Annotated in this window: 16 protein-coding genes; 7 read left to right on the top strand and 9 right to left on the bottom strand. The window is 74.0% G+C overall.

The genetic code is table 11. From position 1 onward, the window contains the following. Nucleotides 1-161: 161 nt before the first annotated feature. The 4 genes from E1212_RS27100 to dapD are packed head-to-tail and all read right to left on the bottom strand — an operon-like array spanning nucleotide 162 to nucleotide 5,294. Complete coding sequence (locus tag E1212_RS27100; RefSeq protein ID WP_131988324.1) at nucleotides 162-1,721, bottom strand: hypothetical protein; 1,560 nt, start codon at nucleotides 1,719-1,721, stop codon at nucleotides 162-164. A gap of 24 nt (nucleotides 1,722-1,745) precedes the next feature. Beyond that, the gene (locus E1212_RS27095; protein ID WP_131988322.1) at nucleotides 1,746-3,323 is read right to left on the bottom strand and encodes a gamma-glutamyltransferase family protein; all 1,578 of its coding nucleotides are present in this window, start codon (nucleotides 3,321-3,323) and stop codon (nucleotides 1,746-1,748) included. Nucleotides 3,324-3,325: 2 nt separating this feature from the next. Further along, nucleotides 3,326-4,306 carry a VldE C-terminal domain-containing protein gene (locus E1212_RS27090; protein ID WP_203417302.1) on the bottom strand — a complete coding sequence of 327 codons (981 nt, stop codon included), beginning with the start codon at nucleotides 4,304-4,306 and terminating at the stop codon, nucleotides 3,326-3,328. A 55-nt stretch (nucleotides 4,307-4,361) separates the two neighbouring features. Beyond that, nucleotides 4,362-5,294: a 2,3,4,5-tetrahydropyridine-2,6-dicarboxylate N-succinyltransferase gene (gene dapD, locus E1212_RS27085; protein WP_131988320.1), complete on the bottom strand. Its 933-nt coding sequence runs from the start codon at nucleotides 5,292-5,294 to the stop codon at nucleotides 4,362-4,364. 47 nt (nucleotides 5,295-5,341) lie between these two features. On the opposite strand from dapD, the gene E1212_RS27080 reads away from it, so the two are divergent. After that, entirely contained in the window at nucleotides 5,342-5,956 is a 615-nt protein-coding gene (locus tag E1212_RS27080) for a peptidase inhibitor family I36 protein (RefSeq protein WP_131988318.1), read from the top strand. A 7-nt stretch (nucleotides 5,957-5,963) separates the two neighbouring features. On the opposite strand, the gene E1212_RS27075 is transcribed toward E1212_RS27080, so the two are convergent. Together E1212_RS27075 and E1212_RS27070 are read right to left on the bottom strand one after the other, a co-directional pair. Beyond that, the gene (locus E1212_RS27075) at nucleotides 5,964-7,022 is read right to left on the bottom strand and encodes a CU044_5270 family protein (RefSeq protein WP_131988316.1); all 1,059 of its coding nucleotides are present in this window, start codon (nucleotides 7,020-7,022) and stop codon (nucleotides 5,964-5,966) included. Further along, nucleotides 7,019-7,681, bottom strand: coding sequence for an RNA polymerase sigma factor (locus E1212_RS27070; protein WP_131988314.1), 663 nt, complete (start codon nucleotides 7,679-7,681; stop codon nucleotides 7,019-7,021). Before E1212_RS27070 ends, E1212_RS27075 begins: the two co-directional genes overlap by 4 nt. A 70-nt stretch (nucleotides 7,682-7,751) precedes the next feature. Between E1212_RS27070 and E1212_RS27065 the strand changes: the two genes are divergently transcribed. The 4 genes from E1212_RS27065 (at nucleotide 7,752) to E1212_RS27050 (ending at nucleotide 11,952) form a co-directional block, all read left to right on the top strand. Then, nucleotides 7,752-8,444, top strand: a complete 693-nt coding sequence (locus E1212_RS27065) for a VOC family protein (RefSeq protein ID WP_131988312.1) — start codon at nucleotides 7,752-7,754, stop codon at nucleotides 8,442-8,444. Nucleotides 8,445-8,453: 9 nt separating this feature from the next. After that, nucleotides 8,454-9,521 (top strand): succinyl-diaminopimelate desuccinylase, encoded by a 1,068-nt coding sequence (dapE, locus tag E1212_RS27060; protein ID WP_131988310.1) that lies wholly within the window; start codon nucleotides 8,454-8,456, stop codon nucleotides 9,519-9,521. Between the two features lie 134 nt (nucleotides 9,522-9,655). Beyond that, nucleotides 9,656-10,426, top strand: coding sequence for an LOG family protein (locus tag E1212_RS27055; protein ID WP_131988308.1), 771 nt, complete (start codon nucleotides 9,656-9,658; stop codon nucleotides 10,424-10,426). A gap of 98 nt (nucleotides 10,427-10,524) precedes the next feature. Next, a complete protein-coding gene (locus tag E1212_RS27050) occupies nucleotides 10,525-11,952 on the top strand; it encodes an APC family permease (RefSeq protein ID WP_203417300.1) in 1,428 nt (475 codons plus the stop codon). 60 nt (nucleotides 11,953-12,012) lie between these two features. Here the strand turns inward: E1212_RS27050 and E1212_RS30875 are convergent, their stop codons facing one another. The 3 genes from E1212_RS30875 to folP all read right to left on the bottom strand — a co-directional run bounded on the left by E1212_RS30875 (nucleotide 12,013) and on the right by folP (nucleotide 16,380). Beyond that, nucleotides 12,013-14,949, bottom strand: coding sequence for a helix-turn-helix transcriptional regulator (locus E1212_RS30875; protein WP_162605653.1), 2,937 nt, complete (start codon nucleotides 14,947-14,949; stop codon nucleotides 12,013-12,015). Between the two features lie 256 nt (nucleotides 14,950-15,205). Beyond that, nucleotides 15,206-15,388 (bottom strand): hypothetical protein, encoded by a 183-nt coding sequence (locus E1212_RS27040; protein WP_131988302.1) that lies wholly within the window; start codon nucleotides 15,386-15,388, stop codon nucleotides 15,206-15,208. 179 nt (nucleotides 15,389-15,567) lie between these two features. Further along, entirely contained in the window at nucleotides 15,568-16,380 is an 813-nt protein-coding gene (gene folP / locus E1212_RS27035; protein WP_131988326.1) for a dihydropteroate synthase, read from the bottom strand. A gap of 158 nt (nucleotides 16,381-16,538) precedes the next feature. On the opposite strand from folP, the gene E1212_RS27030 reads away from it, so the two are divergent. Beyond that, nucleotides 16,539-16,862, top strand: coding sequence for a DivIVA domain-containing protein (locus E1212_RS27030; RefSeq protein ID WP_131988300.1), 324 nt, complete (start codon nucleotides 16,539-16,541; stop codon nucleotides 16,860-16,862). 2 nt (nucleotides 16,863-16,864) lie between these two features. Further along, nucleotides 16,865-17,317, top strand: coding sequence for an SRPBCC family protein (locus E1212_RS27025; protein ID WP_131988298.1), 453 nt, complete (start codon nucleotides 16,865-16,867; stop codon nucleotides 17,315-17,317). The last annotated feature ends 302 nt before the right edge of the window (nucleotides 17,318-17,619 follow it).

Raw genomic sequence — 17,619 nt, 5'->3', positions numbered from 1 at the left:
CCTGATCGCCAAACACCTCGACAACAAAGGCAAACGCGGCGCCATGCGCGTGCTCAAACGCCACCTCACCGACGTCATCCACCGCACGCTCCGCCGCGACATCCCACCGCTGACCTGCCACCAGCCAACCGCTTGACATAGAAGCGTCATTCCGGTGCGGGTCAGCTGATGGCGGCCGTCGCGGCCGGGACGTCCGGGCCGATGCCCAGCGCGATCTCGGAGCCGGAGCACGCGACGACCGCGGACTGCTCGGTGCCGGCGAACACCGTCCGGCCGCCCTCGTCGGCGGCCTGCGCGTCGGGGAAGGCGGCGGCGTAGAAGTCGGTGACGGTCTCGCACAGCGGTGTCGCACCCTCGTCGCCGCGGTCGGCGAGCACCAGCGCGAGCGCCGTCCGGTCGCCGTCGCCCCAGACGGTGACCTCGCCGCCGGCCCAGGCCGCGACCCGGTCCTTCGGCTCCGACAGCGCCGCGGCCTCGTCGTCGCCCGGGGCCTCGAGCAGGAACAGCAGGTCGGCGGCGCCGAAGGTGTCCGACCGCAGCTCCTGCCACGCCTCGCCCGGGCCGGCGGGGTCGCGGACGTCGACCGCCCCCTCCATGGAGTAGTAGCGGTCGGGGAAGAGGACCTGCGCCGTCGTCGTCGGGACGTCGGTGTACGTGCTGTCGACGCCCTCCCAGCCGCCGTCGAGGAAGACGTCGCAGGTGAACGTCATGCCCTCGACGTAGGGGAACTCCAGCTGGCGGGAGATGAAGTGCGGCAGCGCGTCGAGGTCGGCGGTGGTCTGCCCGGACAGCTCCTGCAGCGCGAGCAGGTCCTCGAGCGGCAGATGCTGCCCGACGAACTGCTGGCTGTACAGCGACGCGTCGCCCTCGGTCGCGTTGAGCGCGGCATAGGCGGCGTCGGAGCCGGACTCCTGCGCGATGGCCTCTTGGTCCGGCAGCCCCAGGGCGGCGTCGGCCTGCGCGTGCACGAGCTCGTGCGCCGTGATGAGCGCGCCCATGCCGTCCATCTCCTCGGACCCGATGACCAGCGCCTTCGTCTCGGGGTCGTAGAAGCCGCCGACCCCGGCGTCGAGGGCGTCGAGCTGCGCCTGCGCGAGGTCCGTCCCGGGCTCGACGGCGCCGAGCGCGGCCAGCAGCCGCGAGTCGACGGCGGCCCGCTCGGGGTCGAGCTCGTCGCGGGTGATCTCGACGGCGCGCCGCCGCACCTCGTCGAGGCTGACGAACTCGATGTCGATGTCGTCGCCGGCGGGCAGCCCGCGCTCGTCCTCGACGATCTGCGCGACGGCGGCGACCTGCGTCTCGATGTCGCCGTCGGGGATCGAGCCGTCACCTCCGCCGAGACCCATGCCACCGGCGCCGAGGCACTCGAACAGGATGGGGTCGACGTCGCCCATGCCGCCGAGCTCGCCCAGCAGGTCCTCGAGGCCGCCCTCGCCGCCGAGCAGGTCCTCGAGGCCGCCCTCGCCGCCCAAGAGGTCCTCGAGCCCGCCCAGGCCCGACGAGGACTCCTCCTGCGCCTCGGCGAGCTGCCGGCGGGCGTCGTCGCGCTCGGCCCGCAGGTCGTCGGCACGCTGGTCCATGACGACGTAGACGACGCCGGCCAGGATGAGGCCGACCGCCAGGGCCACGGCGGTGGCGATCTGCCAGACCGCGGTCCGCGAGCCGGCACCCGGCGGCGGCTGCGACGGCGGGGGCGGCGGCGGTGGCGTGGGGGTGGTCATGATCTCCCTAACCTTACGGGCGGGTCAGGCCGTCGCGACCGCCGTCGTGGCGACCCGGGGGTCGCGTGCGGACAGCCGCCAGCCGGCGCGGTCGTCGATCCGGATGACCGAGACCGGCCCCCAGCCGGACTGCGGCCCTTCGACGGGTGTGACCCGGTGGCCGCGCCGGCGCAGGCCGTCGACGACGCGGGCGGGGACGTCGGGCTCGACCCGCACTCGCGAGCCGGACGGCGCCGGCATCCCCAGCGCCCCGGGGGCGGGCTCGACGGTCCACCGCGGCCGGGCCTGGGCCTCGTCGGGGTCCAGCCCCGCGCCCAGCACGAACGTCGCGACCTGCTGGACCAGCTGCGGCTGCACGTGGCCGCCGCGGGTGCCCAGGATCATCGCCAGCCGCGAGCCGCGGGTCCAGAGCGTCGGCGACAGCGTGTGCAGCGGGCGCCGCCCGGGCGCCAGCTCGCCGGGGTGGCCCTCGACCAGCGTGAAGCCGCGGCCGCGGTCGTGCAGCAGGAACCCCGCCGACCCGGCGCCGACCAGCGACCCGATGCCGTGGAAGTTGGACTGGATGAGCGAGACGCCCATGCCCGCGCCGTCGACCACGCACAGGTACGCCGTCCCGCCCGCCGCCAGGGCCGCGGGGTGACGGTCGCGGGCGGCGGCGGGGTCGACGGAGGCGGCGACGGCGTCGAGCCGGGCCGGGTCGAGCAGCCGGCCGGCGTCGACCGGCATTCGGTCGGGGTCGACGACGACGGAGTCGCGCTCGGCGGCCAGTGCGCGGTGCGCCTCGATCTGCAGGTGCCACGACTGCGGGTCGCCGGGATCGTCGGTCCAGCCGAGCCGCTCCAGCACGGCGCAGGCGCCGACGGCCAGATAGCCCTGCGAGTTCGGCGGGACGGTCCAGCCGGTGGCGCCCCACACGTCGGCCGACAGCGGCTCGACCCAGTCGGCCTGGCTGCGCCGCAGGTCGTCGGCCGTGATGGCGCCGCCGACGGCCTCGGTGACGGCCCGGCCGGGCGTCCCCTCGTAGAACGCCGCCCGGCCGCCCTCGGCCACGAGCCGCAGCGTGGCCGCGAGCTGAGGGCGGACCACCGTCGAGCCCGCACCCCGCGCGGCCAGCATGGGCCGCGCGGCCTCGGCGCCGGCCAGCTCCGCCGCGTTGGCGCGGAACGCCGCCACCAGGTCGTCGCTGGCCGGGAAGCCCTCGTCGGCGAGCCGGATCGCGGGCGCGAGCGACGCCGCCAGCCCCAGCCGGCCCAGCCGCGACGACAGCTCCGCCCAGCCGTCGACGCAGCCCGGCACCGGGATGGCCCCGGCGTCGCCGCGCGGGATCTCGTGGTGCCCGGCCGCCCGCAGCGCCGCGGCGTCGACGCCGGAGCCCGCGCGCCCCGACGCGTTCAGCGTCAGCGGCGCGGCGTCGCCCGGCCGGTGCACCAGCGCGAACAGGTCGCCGCCGATGCCGCAGGTCTCGGGCGCGACCACGCCCTGCACCGCGCAGGCGGCGATGGCGGCGTCGACGGCGTTGCCACCGGCCTGCAGGATCTGCACGCCGGCGCGCGTGCTCAGTGTGTGTGGGGTGGCGACGACGCCACCCGGACTGCCCGTCATTCTCAGGACCCCTCAGCGACGTCGATGTGGACGTGGTCCAGGTGGCGCAGCGTGACGTTCGTGGTGTCACCGGACGGGTGGGTGTAGGCGCGCCACCCTTCGTCGGACCGGCGGGCCGACCATATCCGGTCGTCGTAGATGATGGTCGCGATGCCCAGCTCCTGGGCGTTCGCGGCGGCCCAGTGGGCGACCGCCCAGCCGCGCCGGTTGACGTCGGCGTCGTCGTACGGCTCGAACATGACGTCGATCGCGCGGCCGTCGTAGTGCGCCGAGCCCTCGATGTGCCCGGAGTCGATGCCGCCGGGCTGGAAGCCGCCGATGTCGAGGCCGCCGAACGTGCCGGTCAGCTCGTCGCGGACGGCGCGGGCGCGGTCGGTGAGGCCGTCGTCGCCCATGGTCTGTGCCGCGTGGTCGGCGTTCTCGTACGCGCACGAGAACGCCGCCTCGGAGTTGCCGGTGAGCGCCGACGCCAGCACCCGTGCATCGTCCTCGTGGTCGGCGTAGGCGTCGGGGTAGGCGCTGCGCTGCACCTCTTGGGCGGCGACGGTGATCTCGAGGTCGCGGTAGTCGGGAATGCGGACCAGGGCGTCGTAGAACGCGCCGGCGGCGTAGACCGGGTCCTGCACCTGCTCAGGGGTGCCCCAGCCCTGCGACGGGCGCTGCTGGAACAGGCCCAGGGAGTCGCGGTCGCCGTAGTCGACGTTGTAGATGTCGGACTCCTGGTACGCCGTGGCCAGCGCGATGGTGACGGCCCGGGCCGGCAGCCCGCGCTCCACGGCGACGGCGGCGATGGTGGCGGCGTGCCGGGCCTGCTCCGGGCTCAGCGCGACCGTGCGGCCGTCGACCACGGCCCGGCAGTCGTTGCGCTGGAACCGCAGCGGGTTGTCGTCGCCGCCCACCCACCAGATGAGCAGCGCGGCGATGCACCCGCCGAGGGCGAGTATGGTTCCCATGGTCGCCGTGAGGCGGGCGGTGCGGCTCATTTGATCGGAAGAACGTCCGTGGCCGGGCCGGGGGTTCCTGGGGGTCCGGGCGTGGTCAGTTCGCGTGCAGGACGGCGTTCAGCCCGCCCCAGTCGCCGGACCGGGCCAGCGCCTCGACGGCGCCGGTGACGCTGTTGCGGCGGAACAGCAGGCCGTCGCGGCCGGACAGCTCCGCCGCCTTGACGACACGGCCGTCGGGCAGCCCGACCTTGGTGCCGGCGGTGATGTAGCAGCCGGCCTCGACCACGCAGCCGTCGCCGAGCGAGATGCCGATGCCGGCGTTGGCGCCGATGAGGCAGCCCTGCCCGACGGTGATGGTCTCTTTGCCGCCGCCCGACAGCGTCCCCATGATTGACGCGCCGCCGCCGACGTCGGAGCCGTCGCCGACCACGACCCCGGCCGAGATGCGGCCCTCGACCATGGACGAACCCAGCGTGCCGGCGTTGAAGTTGACGAAGCCCTCGTGCATGACGGTGGTGCCCGCGGCCAGGTGGGCGCCCAGTCGCACGCGGTCGCCGTCGGCGATGCGCACCCCCGCCGGCACGACGTAGTCGACCATGCGCGGGAACTTGTCGATGCCGTAGACGGTGACCGATCCGCGGCGCTGCAGCCGCACCCGCGTGCGCTCGAAGCCGTCGACCGCACACGGTCCGTGGTTGGTCCAGACGACGTTGCTGAGCGCACCGAACACGCCGTCGAGGTTCACCCCGTGCGGCCGGACCAGCCGATGCGACAGCAGGTGCAGCCGGAGATAGGCGTCCTGGGCGTCGGCGGGTGGCGCGTCGAGGTCGGCGAGGGTCTCGACGACGGCCCGGCGCACCCCGCGATCGCGGTCCTCGCTCTCGAGATCGCGCAGCTCGAGATGGGCGTCATTGGACGAGACAGGCGGTTTGCCGAGAGCCGGCGATGGGTACCAAACATCCAAGATCGTTCCGTTTGCGGCTATCGTGGCCAGGCCGAGACCCCATGCCCGTCGCTCGTCGGTCATGAGGGCCAGCCTACGGAACGCCGCGACGACGAACCCCAGGAGGCCGCATGACGGGACGACGGCTGGTCGCCACGCTCGCAGGGGTCGCGACGACGGTGCTGGCGGCCGCGGGCGGCGCCTACGGCGGCGACACGGCGGACGACGCGCCCACCGGCCCGCTCGCGGCCGAGATGGCGGCCGCGCTCGAGCGGCAGCCGGGCGGCGTCCAGGTCTCCGACAACGCCATGGCCTGGGGCGACGGCGCGGTCATCGTGGTCTGGCCCAGCCCCGGAGAGGACGCCGCGCCGGCCGGGCTCGGCGAGGGCGTCCGGCCCGAGGCGGTCGAGGCGCTCGGACTGGTGGCCGAGGCACAGCCGCGAGGCGACGTGGCCGCACGAGGCAGCGCGTCGACGTGCCCCTCGGGCTACTACTGCTTCTACACGGCGTCGAACTTCGACGGCGCGCGCTACCAGTTCTCCAGCACGTGCTCGGCCTACGCCAGCTCGTACGGGTTCGACAACACCGCGTCGTCCTGGGTCAACCGGCACTCCAGCCGCAACATCCATGCCTACGACTCCGTGGGCGGCTCACGGCTCTGGACCATGGTCCCGGGCGCCAGCGACACCTATGTCGGTGCCTCCGCCGACAACCGCATGGGCTACTGGACCTGTACCAGTGCCTGATGCCGTCTCACCGGAAGACGGTGTAGGCGACGACCGAGGGCGTCTCGAGGTCCAGTGCGCCGGTGTCGCCGGTGAGCACCTCCTCGTAGCCGAGCATGCGCCCCGTCGCCGGATCGACCATGAGCACATAGCGGGTGTCCAGGCCGGTGTCGGCGCTGTCGGCGCCGAACGCGAGCGCGGCGCGGCCGCTGCGGTCGGTGGTCTCGCCCAGAGCCACGACGCCGGGCTCGCGCGCCAGCATGGTCAGCGCCGCCGCCTGCACCGACGCGTCGACCGGACGGGTGGAGCTCACCTCGTGCAGCGCCCGGAACAGTGCCGCGGCCGGATCCTCGGCCTGCGGCCACACGGCCAGTAACTGCTCGCGCAGCGCCGTGGGGTCGGTGGCCAGCGGAGACGGGTAGGACGATGCGAGTGCGCCGGCGGGGAACGTCTCGTCGAGCAGGACCGAGCCCGCGGCAGCGGCATGGGACTCGTCCCACTCCGCCGTCGGGTACCGCGCCTCGCCGTGGGTCTCGCGCACGTGCACCGACCCGTCGGCAAGGAACCGCTGCTCGCGCAGCACCGGGACGACCGCCGTCGTGACGCCGGCCGTGCCGATGGACAGGCTCGCGGCGGCGCCCTCGGCGGGTGCGCCGCCGGTCGCCGTCTCCGTCACCGACATCACCCAGCTCTCCGTCGACACCGTCGCCTCGGTGGCCGCGTACTCCTGCGGCGCGCTGGAGGCCAGGGTCGCCAGCGCCTGCAGCTCCGCGTCGGCAGGCACCCCCCGGGCCAGTTCGGCCGCGAGCACCGGCGGCGTGGCCGCGTGCGCGACCTCGTCACCACCGCCGCCGAGGGTGCCCACCACGAGCACCGCCGCGGCGGCAGCGGCCGCCGTCGCGAGGCCGGCTCCCGGCCAGAGCGCCAGCCGCAGCCGCGGCCGTCGGCGCGGCCGCGGGAGCCGCCGCGCGGACACCTCGCCGGCGACGGTGTCCTCGAGCAGGCGCCGGATGGCGTCGCGGCGCTCGGCCGGCAGCTCGCGCCGCGCGGGCAGCTCGAAGTCGAGGTTCATGCCGGTGGAACTCATGAGTGGTGCGCTCCTTCAGGTCGCGGGCCGGATCGCGGCTCCGCGGACTTGGTGGCGGCGGCCTCGGTGAGCCGCTCCATGTGAGCTCGGGCCCGCGCCAGGCGCGAGCGTACGGTACCGACGGGGATGCCGAGGGCGACGGCGGCCTCGGCGTAGGTGCGCTCGCCCCAGACGCACAGCGCGAGCACCTCCTGCTCCTGCTTCGGCAGCCGCCGGAAGACCCGCAGGATCTGTTTCATGCGCCGCTCGTCGTCGGACCGGCCGTCGTCGTCGGGGGCCGTGGCCGGGCCGGTGCCGTTGGTGTGCGGGACGGCGTCGGCGGCGCCGCCCGCGATGACCGCGGGCGGCAGCTTGGCGAGCAGCCGGCGGTGCCGCCGGACGGCGCGGGTGCTGTTGCGGGCCACCTTGGACGCCAGGCCGAGCAGCCACGGTACGAAGCCCGCGCCGTCGGTGACGTCCTCGCGTCTGCGCCAGGCCTCGAGGAAGACGACCGACGTGAGGTCCTCGGCGGTCTTCCAGCTGCCGGTGAGCCGGAAGCAGTAGGTGTAGACCACCGTCGAGTGCCGGGTGAACAGCTCACCGAACGCGGCCGGGTCGCCCTCGCGCGCCCGCGACCACAGGTGCTGGTCGTCGGGGGGAGCGGCCGGCAGGGAGCTCATGAGGAGTGGGGTCCACCAGGTCGGGTACTCGCGCGGTCAGGGTGTCGGTGCCCTCGGCTAGCGTTGCCGCATGAGCCAGACCTCGCCCCTCGTCACCTGGCAGGCGCTCTGCCTCGACGCCAGCGACCAGCCCCGACTCGCCGAGTTCTGGGCGGCGGCGCTCGACCGCCGGCCAGACCCAGACGATCCTACGCACCTGCTCGGCGAAGAAGAAGGCGCGCACGTCTGGGTCGACGCCGTGCCCGAGGCCAAGACGGCCAAGAACCGCGTGCACCTCGACGTCGAGGTGGGCGACCTCGACGGCCTGCTGTCCCTGGGCGCCACGGTCCTGCGCGAGCCCGACGACGAGATCCACTGGTTCGTCATGGCCGACCCCGGCGGCGGCGAGTTCTGTGCGTTCCTCCGCCCGAACCGCGCCCCGCTGCCGGGCCGGCTCTACGAGGTCGTGATCGACTGTGCCGACCCGCACGCCCAGGCCGCCTGGTGGGGCGAGCTGCTGGGGCTCGCGCCCGAGGGCGACCCCAAGACGCACCACGCCGCGCTCGAAGGTGGCGGCCGGGTGCCGTTCGACTACCTGTGCTTCGTCCCGGTGCCCGAGCCCAAGACCGTGAAGAACCGCGTCCATTGGGACGTCGTCGCCGACGTCCGGGCGCTCACCGAGCGTGGCGCCACCGTCCTGCGCGAGCCCGGCGGCGACATCTCCTGGACCGTCATGGCCGACCCCGAGGGCAACGAGTTCTGCGCCTTCGCGCCTCGGTCGTAGGGTGCCGCCGTGGGCACTCTTCTCGATCTCGACCTCCCGGCGCCGGAGCTGACGGCGCAGCTGTGCGACCTCGCCTCGCCCAGCGGCCACGAGGGGCCGCTGGCCGACGCCGTCGAGGCCGCACTGCGCGCGGTCGGGCACCTGAGCGTCGACCGCGACGGCGACGCCGTCGTCGCCCGCACGTCTCTGGGGCGGCCGTCGCGGGTCGTGCTGGCCGGGCACCTCGACACCGTGCCGGTGGCGGCCAACCTCCCCACCCGGCTCGACGACGGCGTGCTGTGGGGCCGCGGCACCGTCGACATGAAGGGCGGCGTCGCGGTCGCGCTGCGGCTGGCCGCGCACGTGCCGGCCCCCGCCAGCGACGTCACCTACGTCTTCTATGACAACGAAGAGGTCGAGGCCGAGCGCAACGGCCTCGGTCGCATCGCCGGGCGCCACCCCGGCTGGCTGGCCGCTGACTTCGCCGTGCTCATGGAACCCACCTCGGCCGCGGTCGAGGGCGGCTGCAACGGCACGCTGCGGGTCGCCGTCGACCTCACCGGCACCGCCGCGCACAGCGCCCGCTGGTGGATGGGCCGCAACGCCATCCACGCCGCCGGGCCGGTGCTGCAGCGGCTGGCCGGCTACGAGCCGGCCACGGTCACCGTCGACGGCCTCGACTACCGCGAGGGGCTCAACGCGGTCGGCATCAGCGGCGGCATCGCCGGCAACGTCATCCCCGACCGCTGCGAGGTCACCGTCAACTACCGCTTCGCGCCCGAGAAGTCCGAGGCGCAGGCGCTCGACCACGTGCGGCGGGTGTTCGACGGCTACGAGGTGCGGCTGCTCGACACCGCGCCCGGCGCCCGGCCCGGTCTCGACCGGCCCGTCGCGGCCGCCTTCGTGGCGGCGGTCGGCGGCGAGCCGCGGGCCAAGGTCGGCTGGACCGACGTCGCCCGGTTCGACGCGCTCGGCGTTCCCGCCGTCAACTACGGTCCCGGCGACCCGCAGCTGGCGCACGCCGACGACGAGCGGGTCCACGTGGCCGAGATCGACGTCTGCGAGGAGCGGCTGCGGGCCTGGCTCGGGGCCCATTAGCCTGGCCCCAGTGGAGGGCCGCGCATACCGGCGAGGAACGGGGGCCGGAGGCTCTCATGAGTCGTGGGTCGAGAGCCGGAGGGACTGGTGCGAGTGAGCACGGGGTGCGTGGCCCGATCGGCGTGGTGTCGCTGATGATGCCATACGAGGAGTCCGGGCGGCCCGCGGAGAAGCACGCCGGGCCGGTGATCAAGCGAGGGAAGCAGTACGACGTGACGACCACTGACCAGCGACTGCTCGACACCGCCGGCCCCACCGACTGGGTGCACACCGATCCCTGGCGGGTGCTGCGCATCCAGGCCGAGTTCATCGAGGGCTTCGGCGCGCTGGCCGAGCTCGGCCCGGCCATCAGTGTCTTCGGCTCGGCCCGCACGCTGCCCGACGACCCGTACTACGAGCTGGCCGTCGACCTGGGGAAGCGGCTGGTGGGCGCCGACTACGCCGTCATCACCGGCGGCGGTCCCGGCATCATGGAGGCCGCCAACAAGGGCGCCCACGAGGCCGGCGGCACCTCCGTCGGGCTCGGCATCGAGCTGCCGTTCGAGCAGGGCATCAACGACTACGTCGACCTCGCCATCAACTTCCGCTACTTCTTCGCCCGCAAGACGATGTTCGTCAAGTACGCGCAGGGGTTCGTCGTATTTCCCGGTGGGTACGGCACCCTCGACGAGCTGTTCGAGGCCATGACGCTCGTACAGACGCACAAGGTGACCGCTTTTCCCATCATCCTGGTCGGCACGAGCTACTGGAAAGGGCTCGTCGACTGGCTTCGTGACACGCTGGTCGCGGACAAGAAGATCTCGGCGGTCGACATCGACCTCCTCACCATCACCGACGAGCTCGACGAGGTGATGTCCGCGCTGGCCAAAGCCGAAGCGTTGCGCCACGCGGCCGGTCGCGAATAGCGCCGGAATTCACCCGAACGGTGCCGCTCCGGGCGGCGTCGTTGCTTGCGTCTCGCACCCTCCAAGCGATAGACCAAGGCAACGATTGGAGGCGGCACATGGCAGATGCGCCCGTGCAGACCGGAGAGGCCCCTCGCCAGCCCGCGGAACAACCCAGCCTGAAAAGGGTCATGGGGCCGAGCCTGCTGCTGTTGTTCGTCGTCGGCGACATCCTCGGCACCGGTGTCTACGCACTGACCGGCCAGGTGGCCGCCGAGGTGGGCGGAGCGGCCTGGCTGCCTTTTCTGGTCGCGTTCGTCGTGGCCATCCTCACCGCCTTCAGCTACCTCGAGCTGGTGACGAAGTACCCGCAGGCGGCCGGCGCCGCGCTCTACACGCACAAGGCGTTCGGCGTCCACTTCGTGACGTTCATCGTCGCGTTCACGGTCATGTGCTCGGGCATCACCTCGGCGTCGACGGCGTCGCGCGCGTTCGCGTCGAACCTGTCCGAGGCGTTCGACGTCGAGCTGAGCACCGGCATCGGCATCACCGGCGTCGCGCTGCTGTTCATCCTGCTGGTGGCCGCGGTGAACTTCCGCGGAGTCGGCGAGAGCGTCAAGGCCAACGTCGTGCTCACCTGCGTCGAGCTGACCGGCCTGCTGATCATCATCATGATCGGCCTGTGGGCCATCGGCGGCGGCGAGGCCGACCTGTCCCGCGTCACCGAGTTCGACACGCAGGGCCAGGGCGTCTTCGGGGCGGTCACGGCCGCGACCGCGCTGGCGTTCTTCGCCATGGTCGGGTTCGAGGACTCCGTCAACATGGCCGAGGAGTGCAAGGAGCCGGTCCGCATCTTCCCCAAGGTCATGCTGTCCGGTCTGATCATCACCGGCACCATCTACGTGCTGGTCGCCATCTCCTCGGTGGCGCTGGTCCCGGTCGACCAGCTCGGCGAGGGCGACACCCCGCTGCTCCAGGTCGTCGAGGCCGGTGCACCGGGCTTCCCGTTGAAGATCTTCGCGTTCATCACGATGTTCGCGGTCGCCAACTCCGCGCTGATCAACATGCTCATGGCCAGCCGCCTGGTCTACGGCATGAGCCGTGAACGCGTGCTGCCCGGGCCGCTGGGCCGGGTGCACCCGGGGCGGCGCACGCCCTGGGTGGCGATCATCTTCACGACGGTGCTGGCGGCCGGCCTCATCACGTTCGTCGGCGAGGTGCCGGCACTGGGCGGCACGACGGCGCTGCTGCTGCTCGCCGTCTTCTCGGTCGTCAACGTGGCCGTGCTGGTGCTGCGGCGCAACCCGGTCGAGCACAAGCACTTCCGCACGCCGACGATCATCCCGATCATCGGCGCCATCACCTGCGCCTACCTCGCCACCCCGCTCACCGGCCGCGACAACGAGCAGTACCGCATCGCCGGCATCCTGCTGGCCATCGGCGTCGTGCTCTGGTTCGTGACCTGGCTGGTCAACCGCCGCCTGCACCGGCCGCCGGGCGAGCTGGCCGACTCCGACAACCTCCGCACCGGCGGACCGGTCAACTGACGCGCCTTGGTGGCGCCGTGGGTCCGCCTGGTGAGCCCTGGTCGCGCTCTCGGGCGCCTTTCAGCCGGTCGGACGCGGCGCCGCTTCGTCGAGCAGGTGTTCGCGGTGGGCGAGGGCCGCGGCCTCACCGCGGCCCGACACCCCCAGCTTGGTCAGGATGTTCGACACGTGCACGCTGGCGGTCTTGGCGCTGATGAAGAGCTCCTCGCCGATCTGCCGGTTGCTGCGCCCGGCCGCCACCAGCCGCAGCACCTCGCGCTCGCGCTCGGTCAGCGCCGGGAACGTGCCGGTCGCGCTACCCGGGCGGCCCGACGGCGACGGCGGCAGCCCCAGCCGGGCGCGGCGCACGAGGTCGTCGATCCACCGCCGCACCAGCCCGGCGCCGAGCGAGTCGGCCTGCTCCGCGGCCCGGCGCAGCGGCTCCTCGGCGGCTGAGCGGTCGCCGAGCAGGACGTGCGCCTCGCCGAGCCGGTAGCCGGTGAACGGGCGCAGGTGCACCGGTCCCTCGGCCGACTCGACCGCATCGAGCGCCCGCTGCCAGGCCTCGGGTGCGGGCCCGCCGAGACCGGCGAGGTGCGCCTCGATGACAGGCGCCCACACCGGCCCCGGGCCCCAGGCGGCGATCGGCGCCAGCCGGTCGCGCAGCCAGCCGGCGTCGGCCTCGAGACCGTCGCGAGCGGGACCGCCGCTGCCGCCGTCGTCGCCCCGGAGGTCGCGCGACCGCGCCTCCAGCGCCCAGGCGGCCGCCGCGAGCAGCGGCAGCTCGTAGCCCGGGTGTCGCCCCCGCAGGTCGTCCATGGTGGCGCGGATCAGCTCCCAGGCGACACCGGGCTCGCCGCGGCCGAGTGCCGCCTCGGCGCCGGCGCGTGCGGCCGGCAGCACGTACTGCGGCCCCGGCTCGCGGCCGGCCAGTCGCTCGCGCATCTCCGCGACCGAGCGTGACGCCGCCTCGACGTCGCCCCGCCACAGCTCCAGCCAGGACCGCAGCCCGACCAGCTGCCAGACGTGCCGGCCGGGCGGATCGAGCTCGAGTGCGCGCATGATCATGCGCTCGGCCTTCTCCCAGTGTCCCAGCGCGAGCAGCGGCTCGGCGGCGTTGCCGGCCATCATGGTGCCGAGCGTGCGGGCCAGCCCGACGGCGCGGGCGCCGTCGATGCCCTCGCGGGCGACCTCTGCGGCCTCGGCGTACCGGCCGAGCAGGTGCAGCGAGTCGGACATGTTGATGTGGTAGCCGACCAGCCACTCGGGCCGATCGCCGGCGAGCCGTTGTGCCGTGCGCAGCGCCTCGAGGCCCTCGTCGACCCGCCCCGAGTGCAGCAGGCATGGTCCGAGCACCACGTACGCCCGGAACTCCGACTCGGTCTCGGCGGTCTCGTGAGCCAGCGCCGCGGCCTCGGCGGACAGCGCGATGGCCTCGTCGTGGCGGCCGTCCATCATCAGCCGCGAGACGTACTTCTGCAGCAGCCGGGCCCGCCGCGGCGTGGGCGGGTCGGCCGGGATCAGCTCCAGCGCCCGCCCGACCTCCTCGGTGGCGCCGGCCAGCCCCAGCTCGCTCAGCAGCGTGCCGCGGAAGCCGAGCAGCCTTGCCACCCGATGCGCCTCGACGGTGCTCGCGGCCGCTCGCGCCTCGGCCAGCGACGCGTCGACCAACGCGAGGGCGCGCTCGACCTCGCCGGCGTTGTTGGCGGCCGCGGCGGTGCGGGCCAGCAGCTCGGCGTGGTCGAAGCCTGCCGTCGTCTCGGGCTCGGGCACCTGGTCCCACAGCTCCAGCGCCCGCTCGTAGTGGTGCTGCGCCTCGTCGTAGGCCGCCAGCGAGCGCGCCTCGGCCGCGGCCCGCAGGGAGGCGGCGAACGACTTCGCGTGCTCGTGGGCGCAGAACCAGTGATGGGCGGCCTCGGCGGTGACCGCGCGGCCGGGCACGCCGGACTCGAGCCGACGCTCCAGCGTGCCGGCGTAGAGCGCGTGCAGCCGCGCGTGCTCGCCGGGCAGCAGGTCCTCGTGGACGGCCTCGCGGACCAGCGCGTGGCGGAACGCGTAGCCCTCGCCGTCGACGCGCAGCACGTTCGCCGACACCGCCTCGCGCAGGGTGCGGTCGAGGTCGTCCGGCCCGACGGCGGCGACGGCGGCCAGCAGGTCGTGGTCGACGCTGTCGCGGCCGACGGCGAGCAGCCTGACCAGTCGCTGCGACTCTTCGGAGAGCTGCTCGACCCGGATCAGCAGCAGGTCGCGTAGCGACTCCGGCAGCGTCGTGCCGTCGTCGAGGTCGGCCAGCTGCTCGACGAAGAACGGCACGCCCTCGCTGCGGGCGTGGATGCGCCGCACGGCGTCGGCGGCGGGCGGCGCGCCGGCCAGCCCGGTGAGCTGCAGGGCGACTTCGGCCTCGGTGAGCCGCGGCACGTCGATGCGGTGCACCGTCCGGACCCGCTCGAGCTCGGCCAGCAGGATGCGCAGCGGATGGTCGCGGGTGACCTCGTCGCTGCGGTAGGTGCCGACGATCAGCACGCGCGCGGTGCCGAGGGCCCGGACGGCGAACCCGAGCAGCTGGCGGGTGGAGCGGTCGGCCCAGTGCAGGTCCTCGAGCACCAGGACCAGCGGCCGGTCGGCGGCGACGTGCTCGAGCAGGGCGGTGACGGCCTCGAACACCCGGCCCTGGCTGGTGCCGGCGACGGGCGGGTCGGCGTCGTCGCGGGGGAGCTCGGGGAGCAGGCTGCGCAGGGCGGCACGGCCGGGACCGGCGGCGGTCAGCAGGGCGGTCGTGCCGAGCTGCCCGGCGAGCTCGCGCAGCGCGCCGGCGATGGGGGCGTAGGCCAGCCCCTCGCCACCGAGGTTGACGCACTGCCCGACGACGACCCGGGCGCCGTGGCGCTCCGCCTCGGCCGCGAACTCCGTGACGAGGCGGGTCTTGCCGACACCCGCCTCGCCGCCCAGGACGACGGTCGCGGGGACGCCGCTGGTCGCCGCGGCCAGCGCGGACCGCAGTCCGTCGAGCTGGCTCATGCGCCCGACCATCGCGGGACTCGTCGCTGCCAACGCCACGGTGTCCATCCTGCTACGCCGGGGCGGGTGCGGGCACATCGGTTTCGCGGCGCCCCTCCGCTCCGCCGGAGTCGATCTTGGAGTAACGGCGGAGCTGGAGGGCGAAATGCCCGATCGATTCCGCGGTTACTCCACGATCGACGCCGGAGAGGGGCGGGCATGGAGCGGCCCCGGTGTCCGGAGGGGAGGACACCGGGGCCGCGGTGGGTGGCTGGGATCAGGCCGCGTGGCGGCCGGGCAGGTGCCGGACCACCCACGACGGGCCGGACGAGCCTGACCGTCGGGCCGAACTCTTCGCGGCACGGCGGGCGATGCGGGCGAGCCGATCGGCGTCGGCCTCGGCCTGCAGCCGGCCCGCGCGCTCCTCGTGCATGAGCTGGGCGGTGTACGTGCTGTTCATGACCGGACCTCTCTTCGTGACCTTCGTCTTCTGACACTGAAGAGTCTGGTCCGTAAGGGGTGGTCGCCACATGGGGTGACTGCCGCATCTACGCAGGTGGAAGGTGCCTTACTCGACGGCTGAGGGGCCTCTGGGAGGGCCTGAGGTAGCCGGATCCGGGACTGAGGTGGCCTGAGGCCTCAGGTGAGGCCCCGCAGGGGGGCCGCGGGCGGGCGGCCACCCTGGATCGAGGCCACCATGTCGAGCACCTGCCGGGTGGCGGCGACGTCGTGGGCGCGGAACACCCGGGCGCCGTGCCAGGCGGAGACCGCGGTGGCCGCCAGCGTGCCGAGCAGTCGCTCGTCGACGGGGAGGTCCAGCGTCTCGCCGACGAAGTCCTTGCGGGACAGACTGACCAGCACCGGCCAGCCGGTCGCGACCAGCTCGTCGAGGCGGCGGGTCAGCTCGAGCGAGTGGAACGTGTTCTTGCCGAAGTCGTGGGTGGGGTCGATGACGATGCCCTCGCGGGGCACGCCCAGCTCCGCGGCCCGCTCGGCCAGGCCGACGGTGTGCGCGAGGACGTCGGCGACCACGTCGTCGTAGCCGACCCGGTGCGGAAGCGTCCGCGGGAGCATGCCGCCGGTGTGGCTGCAGACCAGGCCGGCGCCGTGCCGGGCGGCGACGGCGGCGACGTCGGGGTCGGCGCCGGCCCAGGTGTCGTTGACCAGGTCCGCGCCGGCCGCGCACAGCGCGTCGGCCGTGCGAGCGCGGTAGGTGTCGACGCTGACGACGACCTGCGGGTACGTCTCGCGGATCGCGCTGACCAGGCCGGCGACGCGGTCGATCTCCTCGTCCTCGCTGACCGGCTCGCCCACGCCGGCCTTCACCCCGCCGACGTCGATGATGTCCGCCCCCTCGGCCACCACCTGCTCGACCCGGCGCCACGCCTGCTCGAACGCGAACGTCGCGCCCTGGTCGTAGAACGAGTCGGGGGTGCGGTTCACGATCGCCATGACGGCGAACCGGCCGGGCGGGAACGTCGAGCGGCCCAGGCGGAGGACACCCACGAAGGCTCCTTCGGGTCGGCGGTGATCGGGTGTCCGTAAGCCTCGCACGCCGTGTCGCCGGGCGCGGCGCGGAGGTGGAACGCCGGACGTGGCACCCTTGAGGCGTGTTCGTCGTCTTCGTCGCCGTGGGCGCCGCCGTACTGTTCGTCGCGGTGCTGCTCGTGCTGGGGCGTGGCGATCTGCTCCAGCCCGAGACGCCCGAGGCCGAGGCGCGACTGCTGCCCGACGACGGCGTCGAACCGGCCGACCTCGAAGAGCTGCGGTTCTCGGTGGTCCAGCGCGGGTATCGCATGGACCAGGTCGACACCGTCCTCGACCGGCTGGGCCGCGAGCTGCACCGCCGCGACCGCCGCATCGCCGACCTCGAGGCCCGCGTTCCCAGCGCCGAGCCGCTGCCCCGGCGCCGCCCCGCCGCCGACGAGCACTGACGATGAGCGCCGACGTCCGGGTCGCGCGACGAGTCGCCGCCCCGGCCGACGTCGCGTGGCGCGTCCTGACCGACTGGCCGGGCCAGGGCGCCTGGATGCCGCTCACCCGGGTCCGGGTCGTGGGCCCCGGCAACGGTCACGAGGTGGGCGCGCGGCTGGAGGCGTGGACCGGGGTGCGGCGGGCCGGCTTCCTCGACACCATGGTCGTGACGGCCTGGGAGCCGCCGCTGCGGTGCGAGGTGCTGCACACCGGGCGCCTGGTGCGCGGGCCGGGCATCTTCGCGGTGCGTCCGCTCGACGCCGCGACCTGCGAGGTCGTATGGGAGGAGCGGCTGGACCTGCCGTTCGGCGTGGTCGGCCGGGTGGGCTGGCCGGCGGCGCGGCCGCTGGTGCGCGTCGGGCTGGCGTTCGCCCTGCGCCGCTTCACCGCGTACGTCGAGGGGCTGCCGCGCTAGGGGTGTCCGACGGACGGTGGATGCGGGCCGCGCCGCGCCGCCGAGGATGCGTCAGGAACTCCCTAGCCGGGGGCGTGGGATTGCGCTGGATTCCCCCGTCCCGCTGCTGCCCGTTCTTGAGCCGCGCGGTGTGCCCTCAAGTCCGCGCGCTCTGTGCTTGCGCGCCGTCGGGGTGTGTCTCGCCCTCGGTCTGATGGAGGCTCTCAATCCCAGGGAGGATGGGAGTCATGGTGGCACCGAGGAAGTATCCGGAGGAGTTGCGGGAGCGGGCGATCCGGATGGCGGTCGAGGCGCGGCGTGAT

This window comes from Jiangella ureilytica (assembly GCF_004348545.1).
Classification (GTDB): Bacteria; Actinomycetota; Actinomycetes; order Jiangellales; family Jiangellaceae; genus Jiangella; species Jiangella ureilytica.
Note: the sequence above shows the minus strand (reverse complement) of the source record. Positions and strands in the feature narration are given on the sequence as shown.